Genomic DNA, 18,251 nt, shown 5'->3' on the forward strand with positions numbered 1-18,251 from the left:
ACCTGTATTTGCAGACCAGAAACCTGCACTTACAGACCGATAGATATGCAAAAGCCAGCGATTAAGCTGGCTTTTTTGTATCTCGACTTTCAGTTTTAGATACTTTGTAAGTTAATACTCTAAGAAAAACTCCACGCCCAGCTCATTGGTTCGTTCGCTACGAATCTTACCTTCACCATCTCGATGTTGGTATGAGCCACCAATCGCAAACTTGTTGGTCACGAGATAACGTAAACCTAAGTGATAAATCTCTTCATCAAACAGATCACTTCGATTCACTTGCACACTACCGTTGGCAATCCAACGTTTCGCAAAACCATAGTTAAGCTCAGCTTTTACCCCTTGGATGACCTCAGTATCTGAAGATTCAGTTCGGTTGGTGTCATTATCTTCAACCTTACCTTTAGTGATACCAAGCAGGTAGTAAGCCACTATATCTAAATCTTTCTTGATGCTGTAACGGTAACCAACACCCGGCATAAGTGTATCAATTCGAGTCGTGGTGTCGTCAGGGTGAATGAAGCGTGCACTGTAGTCGCCCAGCAACAACCAATCATCCGTCATCGCGTAACTGACGCCTAATCCATACGACGAGGCATTGTTATTACTGCCTGCATCTTCATTTAAACTGCCCGAATGCGCTGTGGCATAAACGTGGTCATAATCAAGAATATCCACCGCGTTAGTGTCCGCCCACAAACTTGGAGAAAACGCTAAAACCGCAGAGACAAAACTAAGCTTCCACTTCGACATTCCTATCATCCTTAAACTGTCACTCCATTAATTGAAAGGTTAGTCTATCCATAAGACTTTAAAAAGGTTTTAGCTCACAGATTGATTTGTGACGGCAAAATATTATCAAATGTTGTACCATGAAATCATACAAACCAATGGATGATCATTATGGATGCTGAGTTATTAGAGATTCAAAACTTTCTGGCACAATACCCCCCTTTCACAGAACTCCCTGAAGAGATGTTGGCGAAAGTGACCAGTAGCGTGGAAATTTCTTATTACCGCCAAGATACCCCTATCATTCACTTTGGTGACCAAATTCATGATCTTTATATGGTTCGAAGCGGCGAAGTCGAAGTCTATCGTCGTAAAGGTGAACTGTATAACCGCCTTGATGAAGGCCATCTTTTTGGTCAAATGGGCCTACTGACCAACAACAAGGTGCGTTTCCCAGTCAAAGCGACTGAAGACACCCTGCTCTACTGCATTCCTGAACCTATCTTCCAAGAGCTTTACGACAACTACGATTCATTCGCCGACTTTGTCGAAGTAGAAGATAATGCGCGACTGCGCCAAGCCAATTCAGACAGCAACGACGCTAACGACCTGACCACATCAAAGGTAAAAACGCTGCTCACCAGCGAAGCGCCAATGATCGAAAAAACGCGCACCATTCAACAAGCCGCGACCATGATGGCAGAAGACAACGTCTCGTCCCTACTGATTATCGATCCAGATATCGTTGAAGATGATGAAGATGACTCAACACCCGTGATCGGCATCATCACCGACCGAGATTTATGTACGCGTGTTCTCGCCGAAGGTCTCGATCCATCGGATGAAGTGTCCAGCGTGATGACACCCGAGGTTATCTCACTCGATCACAACGCCTATGTATATGAAGCCATGATGACCATGCTTCGCTACAACGTGCACCACTTACCTGTGCTTAAAGATAAGAAGCCTATCGGTATTATCGAAGCGACTGATATTGTCCGTTACGAATCTCAAAACTCGCTGTTGCTTGTAAGTAGTATCTTCCAGCAACAAAGCATTGAAGATCTAAAGGTGCTTTCTGAGCAAGTAAAAGACAGCTTTGTACGCTTAGTTAACGAAGACGCCAACGCCCACATGGTGGGTACTGCAATGTCGGTAATTGGCCGTAGCTTTAAGCAACGTATTATCGAACTGGGTGAAGAGAAATTGGGTAAGGCGCCTATTCCTTACTGTTTCCTCGCACTTGGCTCGATGGGGCGTGATGAGCAGCTGCTCGTTACTGACCAAGATAACGCCATTATTCTTGATGATACTTACGACGAGAAAAAACACGGTAAATACTTTGAAGAGCTATCGACCTTCATTTGTGATGGCTTAGACCAATGTGGCTATGTGTACTGTACTGGCGACATCATGGCGACTAACCCAACGTGGCGTATGACTCGTCGCCAGTGGGAAGAGTGCTTTGCCGATTGGATTGATGATCCAAACCCGAAAGCACTGTTGAATGCTTCAATCTTCTTCGACTTAGATGGCGTTTATGGTCGTCTGAAATGGGCTGAGCAATTGAACAGCTTTATTGTTCGACGCGCACGCAAGAACAACCGCTTCTTGGCGTGTCTTGCACGTAACGCACTCAACCGCACACCGCCGCTCGGTTTCTTCAAAGATTTCGTGATGGAGAAAGATGGCCGTCACAACAACTCAATCAACCTTAAGCGTCGTGGTACTGCGCCTCTGGCCGATTTGATTCGTGTTCACTCGTTGGCGGTTGGCTCTCGCTCTAAGAACTCATTCGAACGTTTGGATGACATTATCGACGCAGGTATTCTGCCAAAAGGCCGAGCTCAAGATTTGAAAGATGCGATGGAGTTTATCTCTCTAGTTCGTATTCGCCACCAAGCACACGATGTCGACAACAACATCGAGCCTGATAACAACATCGAGCCTGAGAACCTGTCTGACTTCGAGCGACGTAACCTAAAGGATGCATTCCAAATATTAAGTAATGCGCAAAACTTCCTTAAGTTCCGTTATCAAGCCAGCAACAAGTTTAAGTAGGGCCTATGAACAAACTATTCAGATCACCTGCGGTCGATTGGCCATTTAAGTTTGCTCAGAAGCTAGAACGAGCGAAAGACGAGCGCTTAAAGCACTTTTATACCCAGCCTCTTCCAGCGCCTGATACGCCACTTTCAGAAGTGATGTTCTTGGCTGTCGACTTTGAGACAACGGGATTAAACCCAAACAAAGACGGCATTATTACTATTGGTTTAGTGCCATTTACGCTCAATCGCATCTACTTGCGACAAGCCAAACACTGGACTCTAAGACCAAAACAGAAGCTCGAAGAAGAGTCTGTCGTGATTCATGGTATCACTCACAATGACATCATTGATGCGCCAGACCTTAGCGAAGTGTTGGGTGAGATCTTAGAATCAATGGCAGGGCATATCCCAGTGGTTCACTATCGTCGAATCGAGCGTGACTTCTTGGACAATGCATTGAAGGTGCGACTCGGAGAAGGCATTGAGTTCCCAGTTCTCGATACGCTCGAGATTGAATCCCAGATCCAGAACAAACTGGCCGGTGGCCTATGGAATAAGCTAAAAGGCAAAAAACCAGCATCAGTGAGGCTTGGTCAGAGCCGTCGTCGATACCACCTACCCGACTACACGCCGCATCATGCATTAACTGACGCGATTGCGACCGCTGAGCTTCTCCAAGCGCAGATTGCTCATCACTTTGACGCAGAGATGCCTTTGAAGAATTTCTGGCTCTAATTGAGTTTCGTAAGCTAAACATAAACACAAAGCCCACTAACTTCCATTAGTGGGCTTTGCTATTTTTTATCATCTAAGCTTATGCTGCTGTTGGCCCAACCAATCTCATTTCCCAATCTTCAACTTCACCCGTTTCTAGGCGTCGTTCAACCAACTTGCCCCAAGACTCTACGAGTGGCAGTTCAGCCATCTGACTCAGTTCTTCTCGATCCAGGCTTCCCGTAAAAACGGCACTCATAATACGAGCGAGCGACCAATCTGGGTATGGTCTTTCACAAAGAACAATCTCGTCACCTTCACCAATGTCGCCTTCCTCTAATACACGGAAGTACCAACCCGTTCGAAGCGTGTCTTGCAACCTTCTCGCCATGTCATTTTGGTCGAATCGTACGTTAAGCTTCCAACAAGGCATGCGCCCTTGTGAGACTTCCAACAATGTTGAGCCGATACGAATCTTATCTTTCAAGCAAATCGATTCTTCGGTTATGCCCATTGAGCTAATGTTCTCACCAAAGGCGCCTGCAGATTGGAAGATCGCTTTGTCGCCCAGTTCTTGTTTCCAAATTGGGTAGTGCTCACTTGGATAGATATGAAGCGCTTTTTGAATGCCACCATGAAAGCGAGGGTCGCCTTGTTCATCATTTGTGAAACCTAGCTCTGTGGCGTGCTGACGCTCTGAGAAAACCTGCTTATCAATGGCACTTTTTGCTCCATGTGCAAAAGCTACGGTCTTACCTGCCAAGACACTGTTTACTACGCCTAACTTCTTCATATCCCTTCCTTCTTACCTGAAACTTATTTGGTGTGTTATACAAGCTAAAGCCAACTTATTGCTCGCCTAGTGATTCAAATACCGGAATCGCCGCCAGTACTTCCATGGTGTGTTCTGTGCTTTTTAAGTAACGTGTTTCGCTGTCGGAAACCAATACATGACGCTGATAACCTTCAGTTTTCGGAAACTTAGTTAACACGGTTTCGAGCGATGTTTCGCACTTGCTTTGGTTAATGCCTTCAATATCAACTTTGAATAGTAGTTGGTTTTCTTTTGATATTTCAACTTGATATCGCATACGTGCCCCCTAATTACTTCATTCACTCTGCTGGGCATGATAGCCTAGTCCCGAAACGTCAGAATAGGGGCATAAAGACACTTAACCATGCTAACCCGCCAAATAGATTCTCACTCCGGAATCATCACCTCAAATGAGATGATGGTCGCTAATCCTAATTCACCAGCGTTAGTGAAGACCATCGATATGCCCAAGGGCTACGTCGATACAATGCACAAACATACGTGGCATCAAGTGATCTTCCCACTCAAAGGCCTATTGCAAACGAAAACCGAGCACTACCAGCATCTTGTGCCCCATACTTCTGCTTTGTTTGTGCCTGCAGGGATTCAACATGAATCTATCGCATTGAGCCATACGACGTTTGTCGGTATTTACCTTAATCCAGCCTTTGGTATTAAGTATGAGCCTCATGTGCGAACCATTACCCTGACGCCGTTTTTGAATGAGTTATTGCAGGAAATTCGCAGACAATGCGAAGGATTAGTGAGTGATGAAGAGGTATCGCGATTGCTCTCGGTATTGCACGATCAGATCATGAAAGACAACGTTCAGACCTATCAATTGTTGCTACCCGAAGACCGACGTTTGAAGCTTATATTTGAAGCGCTGACAGAGGCACCAACGTTGGACTTTTCGTTGAAGGAATGGGGAGAGAAAGTCGGTGCATCAGAGCGAACCTTATCGCGCTTATTCTCAAAAGAGTTCAACACGTCATTTCAGTTATGGCGACAACAAATCCGCCTGATTTACTCGTTGTCTTTGTTGGATGAAGAGTTCTCAATCCAAAGTATTGCTGACCAAGTCGGTTATCAAAACGACTCGTCTTACATTAAAGCCTTCAAGGCGTCTTTTGATGTAACGCCACAACAGTTTCGTTTTAATGGCCGAAGAAGGTAATTAGGTCTCTATATTTTCACCTTCTATGGGAAACAAAAAGAGGAGCCTAAGCTCCTCTTTTCATTGGTAAACATCGAACTCGCTTATTAAGCGTATTTCTCTTCGAAGTCTTTCATAAAGCTAACCAGTGCTTGAACGCCTTCCAAAGACATTGCGTTGTAAAGTGAAGCTCTCATTCCACCTACTGCTCTATGGCCTTTTAGTGATTTCAGACCTGCAGCATCAGCCAACTCTAAAAACTTACCATCTAACTCAGGTTTCACCAGTTGGAACGGCACGTTCATTCTAGAACGGTTTGCAGTGTGAACATCGTTTTTGTAGAAAGCTGAACTATCGATGGCGCCGTAAAGCAACGCTGCTTTCTCTTTATTCACCAATTCCATCGCTTCAACGCCACCTTGAGCTTTCAGCCACTTGAACACAAGGCCTGATAGGTACCAAGCGTACGTTGGCGGTGTGTTGAACATTGAGTCTTTTTCAGCAAGTACTTTGTAGTTGAGAATACTCGGCAACACATCGTTTGCGAGTTCAAGTAGGTCATCGCGCACGATGGCAATACAGATACCAGCCGGGCCGATATTCTTTTGCGCACCCGCATAGATAACACCGTACTGAGACACATCAATCTTACGAGACAGAATGTTAGATGACATATCCGCTACGATTGGCTTATCTGTTTGAGGAAGCTCGCTGATTTCAATGCCATCGATGGTTTCGTTTGGACAGAAATGTACATACGCTGCTTCTGGGTCAATTTTCCAATCTTTAGCCGGAACAACAGCCGCTTTGCCATCAACTGACGTCTTCGCGTTGAATACATCAATTTCGCAATATTTGCTCGCTTCAGTCACTGCGCTTTCTGCCCAGTAACCCGCATCGATGTAAGTCGCTTTTGTTGCGTCACCTAAAAGGTTTAGAGGAACAGCTGCGAATTGAGCACGAGCGCCCCCCTGACAAAAAAGAACTTTGTAGTTGTCTGGGATGTTCAGAAGATCACGTAAGTCCTGTTCGGACTCGTCAGCAACTTGAATAAATTCCTTACTGCGATGGCTGATTTCCATCACGGAAGTCCCTAAACCATTCCAATCAATGAAGTCCGCTTGAGCTTGTTTCATTACTGGTTTAGGCAGCGCAGCTGGGCCTGCACTGAAGTTGAATACGTTATCTAATGTAAGTTCCATGGGGATGATTGCTCCTGCTAAATAATAACTATGCAAGTAATACCATGTTTTACCCAACATAAAAACAACAAAAGAGGTCTTAAGACCTCTTTTGTTTTGTACCGTATAAAATGTTTAAGCTTAACCTGCTAAATCACCCTATCAGTATTCAAGCTTGCTCTGTTTATTGAACAAAAACCGGCATAAGTAGAGCGATTAATGGAATTTCTTGTCCATTTTCGAACACTAGGTTTCCATTTTCTAAGTCAGCGCTGATTTCATAACCACTTTCTGTTTCCTTGATCATTTCCATCACAAGCAATTCATCGATTCCTTCACGGATGAATGGGTACTCTTCAACAAGCTCATTTGAGAAGCTAGAGTGAACGTTGCCCGTTAATGCAGGCATGATCATCGAAGGGTTGCTGCTGATATTTTCTGTCCCTTCCGGTACGCTCACCAACCACTTAGATTCGAATTGGCCCTTACCCAGTTCTAGCGACATGTTGTTCATTGAAAGGTCAAAGCCTTTAGCAAACAGGATATCGATAAATGGAATGATCTCTGCGACGTCTTCTTGCGTCAACACTGGATTAGTTTGGTAAATCTCAAAGACTTTCTCGAACGATTCGCTATCGAGTTTCGATATTTCAAAATCAACGTTTAAGTTGTTCAACTGACCTTCATTAGTCTCGATATTTGCGATATCCAATTTGAGATTGCTGCGCAGACGCTTAGTCGCTTCATCTAGGTGCGATTCAAAATCGTACTTAGAGTTTTCAATGGTCATGAAAGGCTGCATTGCAGAATCTGAAACCAAGAAGCTATCGATAGTAAAATTCTGGGTTCCTAACCAGTAGCCTTTCGCTTGTTGGCCTGAACCTACACCTTTCAAGTTAGACAGCGTTACCTCTTCACCGGTTTCGAAATCAATTTGAACAGAAGGAATAGAAAGCTCGTAATCAACCTGCCCTAAAACAGTAGCATGGCCAGAAAGATTCGATTTAGTGATAGATACCGAAGTACCATTCTCATCAGAGCCTTGATGATTGAACTGGCTTAACTCGAAGTTGAAATCCGTGTTGCCGTTCAGCTCAGTGCTAGTCGTCAGAGTTAGAGGCAGAATATCGGTATTTTCAAACGTCGACAGAGCATTTAGGCTCACCAAGCCATGGCTAACCGCACTATTAATAACAAACTCACTCGGCAGCCCATCAATCGCAAGTTGCTCTTTCAGGTTTTCATCCGTCACAGTTACACGAGTGGTTACGTTGGAAGAGAGGTAACCTCTATCGTATTCCACGATCTCAGCTTGAATGCTTGAATTGTTAAGCTTTGCAACGCCATCAGTAATCGCATTTTGTCCAATCTGCCCTACCGCTAACGGCCAACAAAGCGCCAATGAGATTGCTCCGCCAATTGCACCAATTTTTCTTAACTGTTCCATGAGTTCTCTTTCTACACGAGTCTATTTTTTTTAGTCTAACCCATCAGTAGCAAACAAGAAACATTGAGTTAAATCAGTCTATTGCTCGATACTTCGATTGCCTCAACAAATTAACGGTTAGCTCTCATCCTTATTCAGCGGTTCTTGCTAGGCTAGAAGCGTCGCTACTATTAAGGTTAAGCTGTGAATCAATACGCTGTTATCTGTTTGGACAATAATCCGGTTAGCATTGAAAGAATACGTTCGGAGCTGGCTCCGTTGGCTTCTGTATTCGATATTTATACTGCCGAGAACATAGAAGACGCACATCACGCATTAGAAGATATCCATGATCACCACCAAACTGTTGCCTTGGTGATCACTCATCATCATTCTCAATTTAATGGTGTGCAATTTCTAATTGAACTTGAACAGCTGCCCCATAGTAATACCGCAAGAACGATATTAGTCAGCGCTTCGTCAGACATTCAATCCATTCTAACCGCAGTGAATGAAGGTCGACTCAATCACTGCCTAACCAAACCAGTTCAAGATCAGGTTCTATTCAAGTCAGCGCAAAAAGAGCTAACGTCTTTTGTCATTCAATACGACTCAGAAAACCTACTCTCTTACAGTGATGCATTGGATCAACAGCGCTTACTCAGAGCACACATCGAGCAAAAGATTCATTCGTTCCAGTCTGGTTTCATTCATGATTACCATCAGCTTTCTGATAATGCTCTTGCCGAGCGTGTCGTCAATGCATTGCAGGAGGTATTCTCTAAAGATGACAAATCCAAGGCCATTCGAGATTACTCGCCAGAACACTTACTAACGGTTGAAGGTGAAGACAATCGCTTCCTATGGTTAATCATTGAAGGTGAAGTGGCACTCTACAAAAAGGATGAATTGGGGCAACAAAGAGAGGTAGTGCGTCACTCTAAAGGAAACATTGTTGGTGGGATGTCATTCGTAACAGGCGAGCCTTCATTCTCTACTGGTATCACTCTTACCCAAACGCGAGTGATTAAGCTGGATAAGGACAGTTTTGCGCAGGTAATGCATTCCAACAATACCTTGCTGCCGCTATTCACCAATCTACTGCTCCGTCATTTCAATCGACGTTTGCAACGTAGCATCACCAATAAGATCAAACTTCAGCAAACACTCGAGTCACTGGAATCAGCCCACCAGCAATTGATCGAAAAAGAAAAGATGGCGATGTTAGGTCAGCTGGTAGCTGGCGTTGCTCACGAACTGAATAATCCGATTGCAGCTATATTGCGTAGTATTGAAACTCTATCTGAACACCTAGACCAGATACTTGAGAACTCGTCACTCCCTGAATCAAACAAAGGGACTGACGTATTAGCGCATTCAAAACTAGCGAAGCCGCTATCCACGGCACAAGAAAGACAGCTGGTAAAACACCTTACATCGACCATCGATGATCGTGCTCTGGCCAAAAAAGCGGTGAGGCTCAACCTAAGCCAAGACGCTGCGGTTTTAGATACCTTAAAAGACTCCCCTGTCGCAGGCAAAGAGCTGCTCAATGACTTAGAGCATTACCATTATGTGGGGAACTCTATCCGCTCAATTCAAGTGTGCAGCAAGCGTATTGCCGATATGGTCAAAAGCCTAAAAAGCTATGCCCGAGAAGATGAAGAAGTTCGCCACTACACAGATATCCACGAAGGGCTTGAAGATACTTTAGTGATCTTTGAAAACAGACTCAAACATCACCAACTCGAGAAGCATTACGACACCAACTTACCGCCTTTATTGTGCCAGTCACTCTCTCTGCAACAAGTGTGGACCAATCTTCTTTCCAATGCGCTCGATGCCCTTTCTGAACGAGGCAAAGTGTCCATTACTACCTCTCAACATACAAAAGGTGACGACACGTTTCTTGTGGTGCAAATCTCCGATACTGGCCACGGCATTGCCAAAGAAGACATCAACACCATTTTCAACCCAAATTTCACGACCAAAAAAGAAGGTAACTTTGGTTTAGGGATTGGGCTATCCATTTCTCAACAAATCGTTTCGGCTCATCAAGGATTTATTTTGGTGGAGTCAGAGGTAGGCAGTCATACAAACATGCAAGTGTGGCTTCCATTCAAACAAGAAGGAGCACCTCATGAATAAGTACCTAATTTTATGTGTCGATGATGAACCTGAAGTTCTCAATAGTGTCCTTCAGGACTTGGCGATATTTGAAGAGAACTTTCTGGTTGAAGGTGCTGAATCGGTCGATGAAGCCATGCAAGTAATCAAAGAAATGGGACAAGATGGTATTAAGCTCGCGTTAATCTTGTGCGACCACATCATGCCAGAAAAAACCGGCATCGATTTTCTGATCGAACTCAACCAACACGACGCGACCAAGCCAACGCGTAAACTGCTACTCACAGGGCAAGCTGGGCTTGAAGATACCGTCACGGCCATTAACAACGCTGCACTTGATTTCTATATTTCAAAACCTTGGCAAGGCGACCAACTGAGAGACACGATTACTCAACAATTGACTGACTATGTCATTGCCAACGACAAACAATTGCTTAACTGGACTTCCATCTTAGATACCGAGCGTATACTGACTTCCATGGCGGATAAACGCACCAGTTTTGGTGAATAACACTAATTGCTGAATAGATACTGAGAAAAGCGGCATCCGATATAAGAACCGTCCGAAAACATACAAATTTTGGATAATTCGTTCATCTATTTTTCTCATTCGCTCTAAAACATGAGATCTCCGTTACAGACTGATCCTTAATTTGCTTGTTTTTTAACTAAATGAGTAAGGTTTTACATTTTAAAGGATTACTTTTCCGTGAGTTAGATTAAACTGTCTCAATGTTTATGGTTTGCCGATTTGTCTCAAACCAAAGGAATTAACACTAATATAGGTTTACGGTCGTTATGCGCAAAATTCTACTTACTACCGCTATGCTATTGGCTTCTGGTCAAGCACTAGCTGTTGATGAACAACCACAGGTAATGAGCAACTTTAACTATGATTACTTTGAAGCACGCATCGGTGCTAGCCCAGTAACATTTGGTGGTGCGTTCAGTAAGTCAATTCACCCGAACGCTCATGCTGTAGCACGTATCGATTCAGAATTTGAAGGCGATTACGACTCAGCTGTAGGTCTTGGTTTCCACGCTCCACTAAACAACTGGGCAGACCTAACAGGTGAAATGCTAGCTCGTATCGTTCAGCCAGAGAACTCAAGCTCTACTGATATCGGTATGGAAATCAACGTTGGTGTTCGCCAATGGCTTGGTCCACAACTAGAAGTTGGTGGTAAAGGTGGTTACGTTTCTATCGATGACAACGATGATTGGACAGGTTCTGTTTACGCGCGTTTCCACTCTACAGAGCTTTTCTCTCTAGGTGCTGAAGCTCGTATTAACGACTTCTACGGTGACCAACTTATGTTCACTGCTCGTTTCAAGTACTAGTACTTAACGTTAAAGCCCGAACAGATAAGCTCTTAGCCTCTCAAACTTGCTAAGACAAAAACAAAAAAACCGAGGACATTCCTCGGTTTTTATTTATTAACAGTAATCTTAAGCATATAAGGCAAACTTCTTTAGTGGCAGCTCTTTAGTAATTGCTGCTTGCGTGGCTCTTGTAATAGTTTCCAGTGAATACCATCAATTGCACCCGCAAATTTCCAAAGTAGTTTTAGGTCAACATCGTTTCCGTACGCTTCGCGAACCTTATTAAACACTTCAGGCGCGCCCAACTGCATAAACATTGAAACATCATCCACACCCGCCTTTTTAACCATGCGTTCTAACGTAAGTTGCATGTTTGGTAGATCTCTTAATCTGCGGCTAGCTGATGATTTCTTGAAGCTACGTTGCTGAATTGAGTTATCGATTGAAGTACGAATAATACTATCCAATTCAGGATGTTCACATGTAAACAGATCCGTAATATCGTAGTAATTTACGGTAGCTGTTGTCTGTTTTTTTACATGACGATACTTTTCACAATCAAGATCGGTCAGTTTTTTATCTAATGATTTTCCACCTCTAATGAATAAACAACCTTCACTCAATAAAGCGAACATAGCGTCATTTTGAAAGAGGCCAATACCTCCGAACATAGAACGTTTTTGATGCTCACCAAATTGATTCACGTAATTAATAAATGCTGTCTCGGTCATATCCGTTGATCCTTAATCAAATTACCCCGATTAGGTTGATCACCAGACAAGCAGCTTGTTATGCGAAAAATTTTAAATCTATTTTGTTATTCTATAGGTGAATATTATGGTTTTGTTTTCCACCTTTAAATAAATCATACTTCGAAAAGAAAAATAAGTCTGGACATAGTTCACATCAATCAATTGAGTATTCTGGTTTTTCATGATTGACGTCACAGTAAACTATCAAACCATGCTTGAATTTGGACACCTAGTGATACACCGGTTCAAATTATTAAAGGTTATGTGGACGGATGAGTATTGCCTCGCAGCATCGTGGCTTGTAAAATGGCAGGACATACATGTTTTTACTTTTTATATGAATCATTTATCGTTTTTCTGGCTACCACAAAATAAGACTCTTCTCTTAAAGGGTCTAGAATCAGAGTTTGCCCAACTTGTTGGCCATTCTATCTCAGCGGGAAAAATAACACTTCCTCCTATCCCTAACGTTGTACTGAAAATTCAAAAGCTCTGTACCCTTGAGTCAACCGGGATTGCCGAAGTTGCCGAGTGCCTACTCGAAGATCCAGGCCTCACTGCTATCGTCATTCGTGTGGCTAACTCTGTCGTCTTTAACCGACGTAATATTACTTGTGTTGATATCATGACAGCCGTGTCCCGCCTTGGCATATTAAGAGTTCGTGACATCGTGACAGCTCAAGCCATAGAGCAACTCAAACATTCAGTGAACCTAAGCAGAGAATGTAATGAGTTATTGATTAATAGCGCTTCTGTATCCAAAGAGCTGGGCGCCACCATGGTATTGGTTACCAACGGCTTCAAAGAGCTCTCTCCTATTGAATACCGCTACCTTGAACATGAAAAATCACTGCTTGTTGGATTGCTGGCTGATATTGGCTTGTTCTGTTTGGTTAGCGAATACCACCTCTACCTCGAAAATGGCAATTACCTAGACCACGACATTGCTCTACAAATCTTCCAAGGCCAATGTTCTGCTACCAGTAAATTGGTGCTTAATCGTTGGGGCTTCGACAGCGACTTTATTGATGTGTGCAGCAATACCATCAATAACCTCGAACAACGTGAAGTGTCTTACTTAGATATCGCTCGAATCGCTAACCACCTACTGATGTTCAGAAACAAGGATGAGAATATCGATGAACACGAAGTTGAACTTAATGTGACAGGTGCAGAGGTGCTCTATAAATTAAGCAACTTGAGCAAACATGATTTTAATGCAAAGCTAAGCGACGTGATCAATACTAGCGGCTTCTAAGTCACTGTTAAGTGACAAGTAAATGTAATATGAAGTAAATGCAATGGGGAAAGCATGTTTACAGGGATGATCTTTATATTTGCGCCACTCGTCGTGGGGTATCTTTTTTCTATTTCGAACGCTCAGACGCTAGAATTCATCAACCGCTCGACATCGCGGTTGATCTACGTGATTCTGGCGTTAATGGGACTCAGCTTAGCCGCTCTCGATAACTTAGGCAGTAATCTACAGACAATTCTTCTTTACACCGCCACTTTCTTCGTCTGTTTAAGCGTTTGTAACCTGATGGCGCTGCCCGCTATTGATAAGTTACTGCCACTCAAGACTGACAGCAGTAACAAGAAGCTTCCCCTTTCTTCTATGGCAATGGAATCTGCCAAGCTGATCCTAGTGGTGGGTTCAGGCCTTATCGCTGGCTTAGCACTGCCTATTGGCCTCGATTGGGTTGATACCGCAAGCGAATGGATTCTGTTTGTTCTTCTCTTCTTTATCGGTATTCAACTGCGTAATAGCGGGCTGACACTTCGTCAGATCCTGCTCAACAAACACGGCATGGTTATCGCAATCACGATCATCACGACCTCAATGTTAGGCGGTGTGATCGCTGCTTACATCCTTGATATCCCTCTTTTCAAAGCCCTAGCTATGTCTTCTGGATTTGGCTGGTACTCGCTGGCAGGTATCTTGATGGGTGACGCCTTTGGCCCTGTCTATGGCGGCGCATCGTTCATGCTTGAGCTATTAAGAGAGTTGGTTGCTTTGGTACTGATTCCAGTGCTGATCCGCAGCTATCCATGTACCTCTATTGGTTATGCTGGTGCTACTGCGATGGACTTCACCTTACCGGTTATTCAAACAACAGGCGGCGTTCGATGTGTGCCTATCGCTATCGTCAGTGGCTTTATCCTAAGCTTGCTTGTTCCGATATTGATGTTGTTCTTTGTATCTCTTGCTAACTAGATCGCAGGAATAGCGTTTGTTTTAGATTAGAATGCAACTCGAATACCAATGCCCAAGACACCGATACAGTTACCGAAATAAAAAGACACTAAGTGTCATTGCTCAACAAATAATGATCACGGTAATCTGTAACGACAAAGTTATAAAAAGAATAAACTTACAAAAGGAACCACTATGAAACGCCTTTGCGTCGCATTACTGCTAGCTTCAACTTCTACCTTCTCTTTTGCAGCAGATTCAATGTCTGAGACAAACCAATGCCAAGCAAAAAAATATGATGCGTACATTGATGCATCTTTGAATTGGTATGCCGACCTTGCTGCATTAACCTCTGAACAATATCCAGAGCTAACAGAAGTCAGTGAGTGGTTCCTAGAAGGCCGTAAACACCACTTTGAGCTTAACCGTGCAGCGGTAAACTACTACCTTGTGAACGATTCAAGTAAAGTAGCAACTGAACAACCGGTGGAAGCTTGGCTGCAACTTGAGCAACACGACATTAAAACGTTATCAACACGTGATGATGAGCTTGGCAAAATCGCGAAAACAACGTTCGACGACCGCCAATCAACGCCTCATGCTCAAAACTACGAGCTACGTTCTGCGTTTGCAGAGCTGCTTAGCCACCCTAAGCAAATCGACACAGCGCTGCAGCGTTACAACCAGTCGATTAGTAAACTTGAAGCGATTAAGTGTAAATAACCCTTGGTTTAATGCGCTTTTATGAGAAGTTGGATTTCATAATTAAGACGGGACATTGTTCCCGTTTTCGTTTAGATTGTCCCGCTCGCGTCAATATAAAAAAAAATAACTCGCTTGCTATGGTTACGGAACAAAAAACAGCAGATGTTAGCTTCGACAGTCTTTTACGTATCTTCACGGTACCGGAAGGCCCAGATTCAACACTCACTCAAATTGAAGACAAACTTTCACGAAACCTGAATCAATTCTTACGTGAACACATTGTGGCTGAAGAAAAGCCACTGCGTGAAATTGAGAAAGATTTTTCAAATGCTCATATCCCAGAGCAGCCTGAGTTTGTTTCTGAACATACTGAGCATCTCCTCGATTCTCTCGTGTCTCATTCGGTTCATACGTCTTCGCCAAGTTTTATTGGTCACATGACGTCTGCCCTGCCGTACTTTCTGATGCCGCTTTCTAAGATCATGATTGCGTTGAATCAGAATCTAGTAAAAATCGAGACTTCCAAAGCTTTCACTCCCTTAGAACGTCAAGTTCTGGGCATGTTACATCGCCTGATTTATCAAGATAGCGACCAGTTTTATTCTCGTTGGATGCACAGTGCAAACCACTCATTAGGTGCGTTTTGTTCTGGTGGTACCATTGCGAACATTACCGCGCTGTGGGTTGCACGCAACAATGCCCTAAAAGCCCAAGGTTCGTTCAAAGGTGTAGAAAAAGAGGGCTTGTTTAAAGCCATGAAGCACTACGACTACGAAGGCCTAGCCATCTTAGTCTCTGAACGTGGTCACTACTCTTTGAAAAAAGCCGCAGATGTCCTTGGCATTGGTCAAGAAGGTCTAGTGTCTGTTAAAACGGATAACGACAACCGCATTTGCACTGACGATCTAAGACTCAAAATCGAGCAGCTTAAGCAGAACAAGATTAAGCCTTTCGCCGTGATCGGTGTGGCTGGTACAACCGAAACCGGTAATATCGACCCGTTAAGGGACATTGCAAAGGTGTGTGCCGAAACAGATTGTCATTTCCACGTTGATGCAGCTTGGGGCGGTGCGACCTTGATGTCTAACAATCACCGTCACCTACTTGATGGTATTGAGCTAGCCGATTCAGTCACCATTGACGCACACAAACAGCTTTATATCCCTATGGGTGCGGGCATGGTTCTGTTTAAGAAGCCAGATGCGATGACAGCGATTGAACATCACGCTCAATACATACTTCGTAAAGGCTCAAAAGATTTAGGCAGTCATACGCTTGAAGGCTCTCGTTCAGGCATGGCAATGCTGGTTTACGCCGCAATGCACATCATTAGCCGTCCAGGCTATGAACTACTGATCGATCAGAGCATCAACAAAGCGCGCTACTTCGCCGACCTAATTAAAGATCAGAGCGACTTCGAACTGGTTTCTGAACCTGAGCTTTGCCTACTGACCTATCGCTACGTTCCTGAAGCTGTAAAGGCAGCATTGCTTAAGGCTGATCCTGAACAACGCGTAGAGCTAAATGAACTTCTTAACGAACTCACTAAGTTTATTCAGAAAAAACAGCGTGAAACGGGTAAGTCGTTCGTATCTCGTACTCGCTTAAACCCTGAAGCGTGGGCACATCAGCCAATCATCGTTTTCCGCGTGGTGTTAGCAAACCCACTAACGGGCAATGATATTCTCTCTTCAGTGCTTGAAGAACAGCGTGAGATCTCTAAACTAGCACCTAACTTGATGGGCAAAATCACCAAACTGGTTACGCAAATCAACGCATAGTCATTCAATTTTAGTTGCATCAAATTGAAAATTTCTTTCTTTTTGATGTAACTAAGCTGTCAGTTCATACTCAATTTGCATTCTTTTTGCTCAAACCCTCTTCCAGTTCTGTAGTTTTCTAAAATTTTGTTGAGGTTTGTCATATTCTTAAGCATTCATGCCGTGTTTTTGTATTAGTAAATAGTATGTTGGGTTTATACTGACTCTATGGTGCTAGTTAGCTTGATATCTATTTGATGCAGCAGTATTTACGATACCCAATCTAAGTTTGGTTTTGTACTTATTGATATTTGTTTCAGCCATACCCCCTGGTAAAAGATATTAACTAGCAAGTTGTTCTCTATACCCTTGTGAACACTATGAATACATTAGAAAAAATACAAAAAAACCTGGAAAATTTCAGCAAGTCTGAGCGTAAGGTAGCCGAAGTAATCATGGCTTCCCCTCAAACTGCAATTCATTCTAGCATTGCTACCTTAGCTAAAATGGCTGACGTGAGTGAGCCTACAGTTAACCGCTTCTGTCGTCGTTTAGACACAAAGGGCTTTCCTGACTTCAAACTTCACCTAGCTCAAAGCTTGGCGAACGGTACACCTTACGTGAACCGTAATGTTGAAGAAGATGATGGTCCGGATGCTTATACGCATAAGATTTTCGAATCAACTATGGCATGTCTAGACGTTGCAAAAAACAGTCTAGATGCGATGCAAGTGAACCGAGCGGTTGACTTGCTGACTCAAGCAAAACGCATTTCATTCTTCGGACTGGGTGCCTCTTCTGCTGTCGCCAAAGACGCTCAAAACAAGTTTATTCGTTTTAATATCCCAATCACGTGTTTCGAAGACATCGTGATGCAACGAATGAGCTGCATTAACTGCAGTGATAATGACGTTATTGTTCTTATCTCTCACACTGGTCGCACTAAGAGCCAAGTAGAGATTGCAAACCTAGCGCGTGAAAACGGCGCAACGGTTATCGCTATCACAGCAAAAGACTCTCCATTAGATAAAGCAAGTTCGCTTTCTATCTCATTGGATGTACCGGAAGACACAGACGTTTATATGCCAATGGCAAGCCGAGTTGTTCAAATGACGGTGATTGATGTGTTAGCGACAGGCTTTACACTGCGTCGTGGTTCTGGTTTCAGAGAGAACCTAAAGCGTGTTAAAGAGTCTCTTCGTGATTCACGTTACGAGAAATACTCTCAGTTCTAACCTTCTAGGGTTCGAACAAAGAGCCCTTAGGATACGAACCAAAATATAGCTATTAAAAAACGGAGCCTAGTGCTCCGTTTT

At 43.5% G+C, this 18,251-nt stretch carries 17 protein-coding genes; 11 read left to right on the top strand and 6 right to left on the bottom strand.

Features of this window, described 5'->3' with window-relative positions; translation table 11 throughout:
* Window positions 1–111 precede the first annotated feature (111 nt).
* Window positions 112–753 (bottom strand): outer membrane beta-barrel protein, encoded by a 642-nt coding sequence (locus tag ACED45_RS05720; protein ID WP_102478827.1) that lies wholly within the window; start codon window positions 751–753, stop codon window positions 112–114.
* A gap of 150 nt (window positions 754–903) precedes the next feature.
* On the opposite strand from ACED45_RS05720, the gene ACED45_RS05725 reads away from it, so the two are divergent.
* Window positions 904–2,793 (top strand): DUF294 nucleotidyltransferase-like domain-containing protein, encoded by a 1,890-nt coding sequence (locus ACED45_RS05725; protein WP_048658410.1) that lies wholly within the window; start codon window positions 904–906, stop codon window positions 2,791–2,793.
* A 5-nt stretch (window positions 2,794–2,798) separates the two neighbouring features.
* A complete protein-coding gene (locus ACED45_RS05730; protein ID WP_102479859.1) occupies window positions 2,799–3,515 on the top strand; it encodes a 3'-5' exonuclease in 717 nt (238 codons plus the stop codon).
* 79 nt (window positions 3,516–3,594) lie between these two features.
* Here the strand turns inward: ACED45_RS05730 and ACED45_RS05735 are convergent, their stop codons facing one another.
* Together ACED45_RS05735 and ACED45_RS05740 are read right to left on the bottom strand one after the other, a co-directional pair.
* The gene (locus ACED45_RS05735) at window positions 3,595–4,287 is read right to left on the bottom strand and encodes an MOSC domain-containing protein (RefSeq protein ID WP_102478240.1); all 693 of its coding nucleotides are present in this window, start codon (window positions 4,285–4,287) and stop codon (window positions 3,595–3,597) included.
* A gap of 55 nt (window positions 4,288–4,342) precedes the next feature.
* Window positions 4,343–4,585 (bottom strand): hypothetical protein, encoded by a 243-nt coding sequence (locus ACED45_RS05740; RefSeq protein WP_055318574.1) that lies wholly within the window; start codon window positions 4,583–4,585, stop codon window positions 4,343–4,345.
* Window positions 4,586–4,672: 87 nt separating this feature from the next.
* Here ACED45_RS05740 and ACED45_RS05745 point away from each other — a divergent pair, with 87 nt between their 5' ends.
* Complete coding sequence (locus tag ACED45_RS05745; RefSeq protein WP_055318573.1) at window positions 4,673–5,485, top strand: AraC family transcriptional regulator; 813 nt, start codon at window positions 4,673–4,675, stop codon at window positions 5,483–5,485.
* Window positions 5,486–5,571: 86 nt separating this feature from the next.
* Here the strand turns inward: ACED45_RS05745 and serC are convergent, their stop codons facing one another.
* Both serC and ACED45_RS05755 read right to left on the bottom strand, forming a co-directional pair.
* Entirely contained in the window at window positions 5,572–6,666 is a 1,095-nt protein-coding gene (gene serC, locus ACED45_RS05750; protein ID WP_102478241.1) for a 3-phosphoserine/phosphohydroxythreonine transaminase, read from the bottom strand.
* 163 nt (window positions 6,667–6,829) lie between these two features.
* Window positions 6,830–8,092: a DUF945 family protein gene (locus tag ACED45_RS05755; RefSeq protein WP_048658405.1), complete on the bottom strand. Its 1,263-nt coding sequence runs from the start codon at window positions 8,090–8,092 to the stop codon at window positions 6,830–6,832.
* Between the two features lie 183 nt (window positions 8,093–8,275).
* Here ACED45_RS05755 and ACED45_RS05760 point away from each other — a divergent pair, with 183 nt between their 5' ends.
* The 3 genes from ACED45_RS05760 to ACED45_RS05770 all read left to right on the top strand — a co-directional run bounded on the left by ACED45_RS05760 (window position 8,276) and on the right by ACED45_RS05770 (window position 11,539).
* On the top strand, window positions 8,276–10,219 hold the full coding sequence (locus ACED45_RS05760; RefSeq protein WP_102530233.1) for an ATP-binding protein: 1,944 nt from the start codon (window positions 8,276–8,278) through the stop codon (window positions 10,217–10,219).
* Window positions 10,212–10,709 carry a response regulator gene (locus ACED45_RS05765; protein ID WP_048664795.1) on the top strand — a complete coding sequence of 166 codons (498 nt, stop codon included), beginning with the start codon at window positions 10,212–10,214 and terminating at the stop codon, window positions 10,707–10,709. Before ACED45_RS05760 ends, ACED45_RS05765 begins: the two co-directional genes overlap by 8 nt.
* Window positions 10,710–10,996: 287 nt before the next feature.
* Window positions 10,997–11,539: a hypothetical protein gene (locus tag ACED45_RS05770; protein ID WP_019822601.1), complete on the top strand. Its 543-nt coding sequence runs from the start codon at window positions 10,997–10,999 to the stop codon at window positions 11,537–11,539.
* Between the two features lie 131 nt (window positions 11,540–11,670).
* On the opposite strand, the gene ACED45_RS05775 is transcribed toward ACED45_RS05770, so the two are convergent.
* The gene (locus tag ACED45_RS05775; RefSeq protein WP_017060401.1) at window positions 11,671–12,252 is read right to left on the bottom strand and encodes a TfoX/Sxy family DNA transformation protein; all 582 of its coding nucleotides are present in this window, start codon (window positions 12,250–12,252) and stop codon (window positions 11,671–11,673) included.
* Between the two features lie 358 nt (window positions 12,253–12,610).
* Here ACED45_RS05775 and ACED45_RS05780 point away from each other — a divergent pair, with 358 nt between their 5' ends.
* The 5 genes from ACED45_RS05780 (at window position 12,611) to ACED45_RS05800 (ending at window position 18,170) form a co-directional block, all read left to right on the top strand.
* On the top strand, window positions 12,611–13,531 hold the full coding sequence (locus tag ACED45_RS05780) for an HDOD domain-containing protein (RefSeq protein ID WP_102480567.1): 921 nt from the start codon (window positions 12,611–12,613) through the stop codon (window positions 13,529–13,531).
* Window positions 13,532–13,585: 54 nt separating this feature from the next.
* Window positions 13,586–14,491, top strand: a complete 906-nt coding sequence (locus ACED45_RS05785) for a lysine exporter LysO family protein (protein ID WP_102480568.1) — start codon at window positions 13,586–13,588, stop codon at window positions 14,489–14,491.
* A 174-nt stretch (window positions 14,492–14,665) separates the two neighbouring features.
* Window positions 14,666–15,193, top strand: a complete 528-nt coding sequence (locus ACED45_RS05790) for a hypothetical protein (protein WP_048658401.1) — start codon at window positions 14,666–14,668, stop codon at window positions 15,191–15,193.
* 119 nt (window positions 15,194–15,312) lie between these two features.
* Window positions 15,313–16,956: a pyridoxal-dependent aspartate 1-decarboxylase PanP gene (gene panP / locus ACED45_RS05795; protein WP_102480569.1), complete on the top strand. Its 1,644-nt coding sequence runs from the start codon at window positions 15,313–15,315 to the stop codon at window positions 16,954–16,956.
* A 359-nt stretch (window positions 16,957–17,315) separates the two neighbouring features.
* Complete coding sequence (locus ACED45_RS05800; protein ID WP_004734686.1) at window positions 17,316–18,170, top strand: MurR/RpiR family transcriptional regulator; 855 nt, start codon at window positions 17,316–17,318, stop codon at window positions 18,168–18,170.
* The last annotated feature ends 81 nt before the right edge of the window (window positions 18,171–18,251 follow it).

The sequence above is a fragment of the Vibrio crassostreae genome, from assembly GCF_041439375.1.
GTDB lineage: Bacteria > Pseudomonadota > Gammaproteobacteria > Enterobacterales > Vibrionaceae > Vibrio > Vibrio crassostreae_D.

Bases quoted from the DNA above. Each gene is read 5' to 3' on its own strand.
- ACED45_RS05765 (WP_048664795.1), top strand. From the start codon at position 10,212: ATGAATAAGTACCTAATTTTATGTGTCGATGATGAACCTGAAGTTCTC.
- ACED45_RS05780 (WP_102480567.1), top strand. From the start codon at position 12,611: ATGAATCATTTATCGTTTTTCTGGCTACCACAAAATAAGACTCTTCTC.
- panP (WP_102480569.1), top strand. From the start codon at position 15,313: ATGGTTACGGAACAAAAAACAGCAGATGTTAGCTTCGACAGTCTTTTA.
- ACED45_RS05755 (WP_048658405.1), bottom strand. From the start codon at position 8,092: ATGGAACAGTTAAGAAAAATTGGTGCAATTGGCGGAGCAATCTCATTG.
- ACED45_RS05725 (WP_048658410.1), top strand. From the start codon at position 904: ATGGATGCTGAGTTATTAGAGATTCAAAACTTTCTGGCACAATACCCC.
- ACED45_RS05730 (WP_102479859.1), top strand. From the start codon at position 2,799: ATGAACAAACTATTCAGATCACCTGCGGTCGATTGGCCATTTAAGTTT.
- ACED45_RS05790 (WP_048658401.1), top strand. From the start codon at position 14,666: ATGAAACGCCTTTGCGTCGCATTACTGCTAGCTTCAACTTCTACCTTC.
- ACED45_RS05740 (WP_055318574.1), bottom strand. From the start codon at position 4,585: ATGCGATATCAAGTTGAAATATCAAAAGAAAACCAACTACTATTCAAA.
- ACED45_RS05785 (WP_102480568.1), top strand. From the start codon at position 13,586: ATGTTTACAGGGATGATCTTTATATTTGCGCCACTCGTCGTGGGGTAT.
- ACED45_RS05770 (WP_019822601.1), top strand. From the start codon at position 10,997: ATGCGCAAAATTCTACTTACTACCGCTATGCTATTGGCTTCTGGTCAA.
- ACED45_RS05745 (WP_055318573.1), top strand. From the start codon at position 4,673: ATGCTAACCCGCCAAATAGATTCTCACTCCGGAATCATCACCTCAAAT.
- ACED45_RS05735 (WP_102478240.1), bottom strand. From the start codon at position 4,287: ATGAAGAAGTTAGGCGTAGTAAACAGTGTCTTGGCAGGTAAGACCGTA.
- ACED45_RS05800 (WP_004734686.1), top strand. From the start codon at position 17,316: ATGAATACATTAGAAAAAATACAAAAAAACCTGGAAAATTTCAGCAAG.
- ACED45_RS05720 (WP_102478827.1), bottom strand. From the start codon at position 753: ATGTCGAAGTGGAAGCTTAGTTTTGTCTCTGCGGTTTTAGCGTTTTCT.
- ACED45_RS05775 (WP_017060401.1), bottom strand. From the start codon at position 12,252: ATGACCGAGACAGCATTTATTAATTACGTGAATCAATTTGGTGAGCAT.
- serC (WP_102478241.1), bottom strand. From the start codon at position 6,666: ATGGAACTTACATTAGATAACGTATTCAACTTCAGTGCAGGCCCAGCT.